The organism is Microcystis sp. M31BS1 (assembly GCF_020245285.1).
GTDB lineage: Bacteria > Cyanobacteriota > Cyanobacteriia > Cyanobacteriales > Microcystaceae > Microcystis > Microcystis panniformis.
On the sequence record NZ_JADBVE010000055.1, the window covers coordinates 1 to 6,532 of the forward strand.

6 protein-coding genes and 1 pseudogene are annotated in these 6,532 nt (G+C 43.5%); 3 read left to right on the top strand and 4 right to left on the bottom strand.

The window, feature by feature from the left end; all coding sequences use genetic code 11:
- Positions 1-292: zinc ribbon domain-containing protein (locus tag IM509_RS02905; protein ID WP_287716375.1), on the top strand; the 292-nt coding region annotated here is incomplete at its 5' end.
- A 106-nt stretch (positions 293-398) separates the two neighbouring features.
- On the opposite strand, the gene IM509_RS02910 is transcribed toward IM509_RS02905, so the two are convergent.
- From IM509_RS02910 to IM509_RS02925, 4 genes are all read right to left on the bottom strand, one after another.
- Positions 399-800, bottom strand: a complete 402-nt coding sequence (locus IM509_RS02910; protein WP_002760121.1) for a phosphomannose isomerase type II C-terminal cupin domain — start codon at positions 798-800, stop codon at positions 399-401.
- A gap of 126 nt (positions 801-926) precedes the next feature.
- A complete protein-coding gene (gatC, locus tag IM509_RS02915) occupies positions 927-1,223 on the bottom strand; it encodes an Asp-tRNA(Asn)/Glu-tRNA(Gln) amidotransferase subunit GatC (RefSeq protein ID WP_002770116.1) in 297 nt (98 codons plus the stop codon).
- A gap of 187 nt (positions 1,224-1,410) precedes the next feature.
- Complete coding sequence (locus tag IM509_RS02920) at positions 1,411-1,932, bottom strand: photosystem I assembly protein Ycf3 (protein ID WP_002770118.1); 522 nt, start codon at positions 1,930-1,932, stop codon at positions 1,411-1,413.
- A gap of 178 nt (positions 1,933-2,110) precedes the next feature.
- Complete coding sequence (locus IM509_RS02925) at positions 2,111-2,335, bottom strand: hypothetical protein (protein WP_081417815.1); 225 nt, start codon at positions 2,333-2,335, stop codon at positions 2,111-2,113.
- A 412-nt stretch (positions 2,336-2,747) separates the two neighbouring features.
- On the opposite strand from IM509_RS02925, the pseudogene IM509_RS02930 reads away from it, so the two are divergent.
- Both IM509_RS02930 and IM509_RS02935 read left to right on the top strand, forming a co-directional pair.
- Positions 2,748-3,786 (top strand): annotated as a pseudogene (locus IM509_RS02930) (IS630 family transposase).
- 320 nt (positions 3,787-4,106) lie between these two features.
- A complete protein-coding gene (locus IM509_RS02935) occupies positions 4,107-5,810 on the top strand; it encodes an eCIS core domain-containing protein (RefSeq protein WP_185236923.1) in 1,704 nt (567 codons plus the stop codon).
- Positions 5,811-6,532 lie beyond the last annotated feature (722 nt).

Consider the following 6,532-nt stretch of genomic DNA (forward strand, 5'->3'; position numbering starts at 1 on the left):
AAGACAACTTGATTATAAAACTCAGTTGTATGGTTCGGAATTAATCATAGCCGATAGGTGGTTTCCTAGCAGTAAAACCTGTTTTAATTGTGGGTACAAGAAAGAGTCTCTATCTTTAACTGAAAGAGTTTTTGAGTGTGAGCAATGCCATGTAGTTTGCGGTCGAGACTTGAACGCTAGTCTAAATCTAGCTTCTTTGGCGGTGAGTTCCACCGTGTCAGCTTGTGGAGTAGATAGTGCCGACACTACTACAGTGAAGCAGGAAGTTAACGTCAAATTTGCTCATGAGTAGATTTGAGTAGGTTTAACAGAACGGAAGACAGTCAGGCAGACTAACCTCAAAAGGTTTTTGGAGCGAAAATATAGTTTCTTGCCCTTCTGTCTCCCTAAACACGGTCTTAGCTCTGATGACGAGCATAATCATCCTGAAAACGCACTATATCATCCTCTCCTAAATATTCCCCATTCTGCACTTCGATTAATACCAATTTAATCACCCCAGGATTTTCCAGACGGTGAGCGGTACACTGCGGCACATAGGTGGACTGATTAGCGCCGAGAATTTCCTCGTTATCTCCACAGGTGACTTTTGCCGTTCCCGAAACCACAATCCAGTGTTCACTGCGATGGTAGTGCATCTGTAAACTGAGACGATGACCCGGATTCACTTCAATTCGCTTGATTTTATAACCAAGACCTTCTTCTAGAGTGGTGAAAGAACCCCAAGGTCTAAATTCTGTTGCTGCCGATTCTACGCTCGAAATAAGCTGAAATGGTGCCACATCTTGAGATGCGATCATTATATTATGTCTCCATTGCTAGGTCTGATCTTAGTCCAAGATAGCAGCAAAAACCCTAGATGGCATCTAAATCAGTGATCAGTAAACAGTAAACCGAAAACTCACATCTGATCACTGATCACTAATTCACTCTTCGTCGGTGTTGAGAATACGGGGAACCCGGAAATAATCCCCTTCTGGAGCCGGCGATTCCTGCACTAAGACCTCGTGATCGGGATAAGGTCTATTACCATCGGCGCGAGTGATATTTTGAATTTCGATCGCTCGCGTGGTGGGTGGCACATTTTCCGTGTCTAATTCGCTTAACTGCTCGAAATAATCGAGGATTCCGCTTAATTGCAGGGCAAATTGTTCTTCTTCGCCGCTATTAATCTCTAAACGGGCTAAATGGGCGATTTTTTCAACTGTAGCTCGATCGATCATGGGAGAAATGGGGTGTGGGGTGTGGGGTGTGGGGTGTGGGGAGCAGGGAGATGGGTGTGGGGTGTGGGGTGTGGGGTGTGGGGTGTGGGGTGTGGGGAGAATAAATAAAAATAATCTCCCGTCTCCCGTCTCCCGTCTCCTATCTCCTGACGACCGACTCCTGTCTCCTGACGACCGACTCCTCAATTTAAAAGAAAACATCAATTTCCGAGCGCCCGGTGATTTTCAGCCAGTTTTGGGCTTCAATGTAGTTATTGGGGGCTAATCGGATGGCTTGTTTCCAGTATTCTGCCGCTTTGTCGTAGAGTGCTTCCGCTTCGGCCTGTTGACCGTCTTCTCTGGCTTTTTCCCCCTGAAAATGGTAAATAACGGCGATATTATTCAAAGCGGAGGGCATTCTGGGATTAAGTTGAATAGCTTCTTCGTAGTATTCTAGAGCCTTTTCATGCTCGCCGTTACTAGCGTGGATAATGCCGATATTGTAGAGGATATAACTGCGATCGTTAGGATCCTCTTCTAATGTTAAAGCCTCATAGTAATTATCGAGGGCTTCGGCGTATTCGCCGTCAGCTTGGGCAGACATCCCATCGCGGTAATAAACAAACGCTTCCTTGGCTTTTTTATTGGCGGGGAGTATCTTTAAAATGATATCCGCCATGACGGTAAAAGATTTATCAATAAAATTATCGTTACGTTGAGTGCGTGGCATAGTTAGAACGATTAGGCGATCGAAATGACTACTTACCTTTATAGCACTCGCCAGCACCCCCAGGGCTGTTTTTCTAATTTTTCTGGCTAGGGTTTCGATTTAGAGTATCTTTGCTAGTCCGGCAATGGCAAGAAGTTAATGGCTCATTCTCCAGCCAAGAACCTAGTCGGAACACATCTCATTCCGACGAGCATTGGTGCAACTTTACCCAAGATTCTGAGTAATTAGGGCTGGCTGAATAAATATAAAAACCTTGTTGGGTAAGACTTTTAGACCTTTTGTCAATCAAAAAGCACTGGATATGGGAGTGATCGGGGGGAAATTTAGGCACTTTTTCCCTGAAAATTAGGTAATTGGCCACCTCAAAACTGGTAAAACCCCACACCCCACACCCTGCCCCCACCGAAAAACTTTTTGCCGCAAACCCTAATTAGGTTGGTTCCTATCGCTCTTGGAGGGACTTTCGGAAATCCCTAACCGAATCTAGGTTCTGAAACCCTTGCTTGACAAGGGAACGCTAACTTTTTTTCTAATAAAAACTCAAATTTCGGGTTTCTGTTAGTTAGCGATAGCTTGAAGGCTTACTCCATAAGAGAGCTAGGGTTTAGAGACTGTAAGACTTTTGCCAGACTCCCTCCAAGAGCGTTAGAAGCAAAGCACTCATTAAAAACATGATTAACCTAGAATTCACGGAAGAAGAAAAGAACAAAGAAAGGTAGCATCTCACCTTTGTAACCCCTAAATCAGGTTTTTATGTCAAGCTATTTTGAAAGCCTTGCTAGAAACCAGTTTTAGGGATAAGTATAATTACTCACTTGCATAAATTAGATGCTCCCAAAAGAAAAAAGAACTCACTGTATTATGAAAGATTTCATCATCCCGATCCCCGGGTTCAACTGAAGATGGAAGTTCTTTGGTTAAAGAGTCAAAAAATACCGCACCCAAAAATTTGTCAGTTAGCAGGAATCTCGCCAAATACCTTATTAACCTATCTTCGAGATGATCAAGAAGGCGGAATAGAAAAATTAAAAGAAATCAACTTCTATCGCCCTAAAAGTGAATTAGATTTTCAAAGAGAAACGCTCAAAAAATATTTTGAGAAAAACTCACCAGCCACAATAAATGAAGCTGTATATAGAAGAGAAGAATTGACAGGAATAAAACGAAGTCCTACCCAAGTGAGGAAATTCTTAAAATCAATGGGAATGAAATGTTTAAAAGTAGGTTCTCTTCCTTCTAAAGCTGACCCAGATGAACAAGAAGACTACAAAGAAAAAAAGCTAGAACCCAGACTAAATGAGGCTAAAGAAGGAAAAAGGGCTGTTTTTTTTGTTGATGCGCCTCACTTTGTTATGGGAGCATTTCTCGGTTTTGTTTGGTGTTTTGAGAGACTTTTTGTTAAGTCACCGAGCGGGCGTAAACGCTTTAAGGTTTTAGGAGCATTAAATGCGATAACCCATGAAGTTATTCTGGTAACATATGACACTTATATTACAGCAACTCAAGTATGTGAACTCACGTCAAAAATAGCTGCTTTAGGACTAATGATTCCCATCACTCTAGTCTTAGATAATGCCCGCTATCAAAAATGTAAAATTGTTGAAGAATTAGCTCTTTCCTTGTCAATAGAGCTACTCTATCTACCGTCTCGCTAATCTAAATTTAATTGAAAGGTTGTGGAAATTTGTCAGAAAGAAATGTTTATATGGTAAATATTATGAAAACTTTTTTTACTTTTCCTCAGCTATTTATGAATGTCTGAATGATGCCCATCTGAAACATAAAAAAGAACTGGATTTCTTGCTGACTCTACGATTCCAGAAGTTTAATAAATCTCAGATTATGAACGTCTAAAGTATATCATGCTAATAGAGAGGAAATAGAGCGAGACATAGCAGCAGAACAAACTGCCTATCAAGAACTCGCCAAACAACATTATCAAAAAAAAACAACTCCTAGAATGACCAAAATTCGTCTGTATTTAGATGAAGATACACTTTTATAAAATCCATACTAATTGGATTGATAACAGACAAAATCATTCAGGAATTATTTTAGGGGTTCAAAACTATTCCATTTTTGTGCTAGACTAACAATATAGTAGCCAAAGGGCATGAGGAGAATTTTCATTTCCTTGGAGAAACTGTCAGACTACTTTTGATATGAGGTGTGCCATGCGCAATCGCCAATTGACCCCCGACACCAAATCCCAGCACTCCCAGCCAACCAAGGAACGGGAAGCACAGAGGGCGACTGCCCAAGAAGATGTTCTGGCAACCCAACAAGACCCCCTAACACAGGTCATCAGTCCGATTGGCAGTGCTCCCTCGGCCAAAGTTCACGCTAACTTGCTCAGTCGGGCAACCTCAGACTACCCCGCCCGCGGCCGCCAACTGATGCTCCAGATGCAGCGGCAGTACGGCAACCGCTACGTCCAACGGGTAGTGGAACTGTCTCGCCAAGGACTGAGAGAAACCGAAGCCACGCCAGAGGTGGAAGCAACAATTGAACAGACACGGGGTGGGGGGCGATCGCTCGATGCTGGCATCCAGCGGCAAATGGAATCCGCTTTTGGCACCAATTTCAGTGAGGTGCGCGTCCATACCGACAGCACGGCTGATGCTCTCAATCAATCCCTCAGTGCTCGTGCCTTCACCACAGGACAAGACATCTTTTTCCGCCAAGGGGAATACAATCCTGGGAGTTCCAGTGGCAAGGAATTACTGGCCCATGAGTTGACCCATGTAGTGCAGCAAACGGGAACTGTGCGGGGAAAACTGGCGATCGGGGAAGCAGGCGATCGCTACGAACAGGAAGCGGACAAGGTAGCCTCGGAAGTCTTACAAAGACTCAATGCCGAATCGCCATCATCATCGACCGGACAGTCAGGAAAGGGTCAGCAATTTCAAGCACCGCGTCATACTACTCCGGGGAGTGAGCCAGCAGCAATGGGAGAACAGTCGAGTCTGCCTGCTACCAGTAGGGAACTGAAAGTCAATCCCCAGGTGCAGCGCCAGGAAGAACCAGACGAGGAACTCCAGGCGAAACCGAGTATTTCTGCACTCCAACGCCAGGAAGAACCAGACGAAGAACTTCAGGCGAAACCGAGTATTTCTGCCCTCCAGAGGTCGCCTTTATCCCCAGAGTTACAGCCAAATATTCAGAGTAAAGTTATACAGCCATATCGTTGGTCACGTTCAACACCTTTAACAACACTTTATGATTTTTTCACGGCTGCCAATTTTGAGTGGGAAGGGTTTAAGGATATAGTTGACCCTCGACGTTGGCGAATGAATCCATTAAATATTTATGAAGGATTGATGAATATGAGAAATGAGACAGATGGAGGGAATTATCATAGTAGTAGCAGGCATGGAGCACACAATACAGTAAGAAATGCGATGAATCGGCTTGCAAACCCATCAACAATGTTAGATTTTTATAACGACCATGGCAATGTACCTCCGTCAGGGACGCAAGGAAGATTTAACTCAGAAGCGTGGGAAAGTTTTTCATGGAGAAAAGCAAAAGAATTGTTTGAAAATGATATAGGAGTTAATGTAGATTGGATACCTGATCCTAAACTATTTCCTGCAAATCAACGCAGTACATGGATTGTATGCCTTAATCATCAGAGGAGTGATGTTGGAATATCGCAAGCAGTATCTGCACCAATCCAATCAGTATCAGGGGTAAGAGTTGCCATAAACTATATACCAAATGTTGGTGGGGGGGTACGAGCCTGCAATGGACAGATGTATCCAACGCAGCCCATTGCTCCTGGTCCTGGACAAGTGCGTAATGGACATCCAGCGGGAAATATGAATGGAACAGTGCAAAATATTCCTTACCAGTTTTTGGGGTATTTTGGTATCTGATTTTATTTACATTGTAGAGTGTAGCGCTCTTGTAGGGTGCGTTCCCTGATGCAACTCTTGTGACTCTATGATTCAGATATTGGGAACGCACCAGGCTCATTTAGGTTATCAGTGCAATCGCCGCTCTTGTAGGGTGCGTTCCTTTCCACAACCCCCATGACCCACTCAATCCCCATTCAGGGAACGCACCATCCCCAACAAGTGCGATTGCGCTACCTGTCATTGAACGGATTGGAGAGAACCGCTAAAATAAATAAGGGACTTGCGTAAAAATAAGATGCCAGCTAGGAGGGCAGAACCGTCACATCCCATTTACCCACATTCCGCACCTTAGTCGTTGAAATCAACAGTTGCTCTAGCCCTTGTATAGCTGAACTTCCCCCATACATATATACCATAATAGCTGAAAACCCTTATCCATCAATGGATACACCCCCTTAACTTTTCTTAATGTACCCATGTAATTTGTAACATTTCTTAATGGACAAGAATTCTCTCCATTTGCTAAAATAGTGGTCATGTATATAGAAAAAGTTCCGGCTCTTCGTTACTTGTTATGGTTCGATAGGGGGGCATAAATCGACTAAATCCTTATCTGGCAAGAGACTTAATTGATTAGTTCGCTCTAGATCAAAAATAATTGACAAAAATCGCCAAATGCCTTTCTATATAAGGGTTCCATCCCTTATAACCCCCGTCCATTGCATAACAAAAACCGAAGA

Coding starts and splice junctions, on each gene's coding strand:
- gatC (WP_002770116.1), bottom strand. CDS start 1,223: ATGATCGATCGAGCTACAGTTGAAAAAATCGCCCATTTAGCCCGTTTA.
- IM509_RS02920 (WP_002770118.1), bottom strand. CDS start 1,932: ATGCCACGCACTCAACGTAACGATAATTTTATTGATAAATCTTTTACC.
- IM509_RS02910 (WP_002760121.1), bottom strand. CDS start 800: ATGATCGCATCTCAAGATGTGGCACCATTTCAGCTTATTTCGAGCGTA.
- IM509_RS02935 (WP_185236923.1), top strand. CDS start 4,107: ATGCGCAATCGCCAATTGACCCCCGACACCAAATCCCAGCACTCCCAG.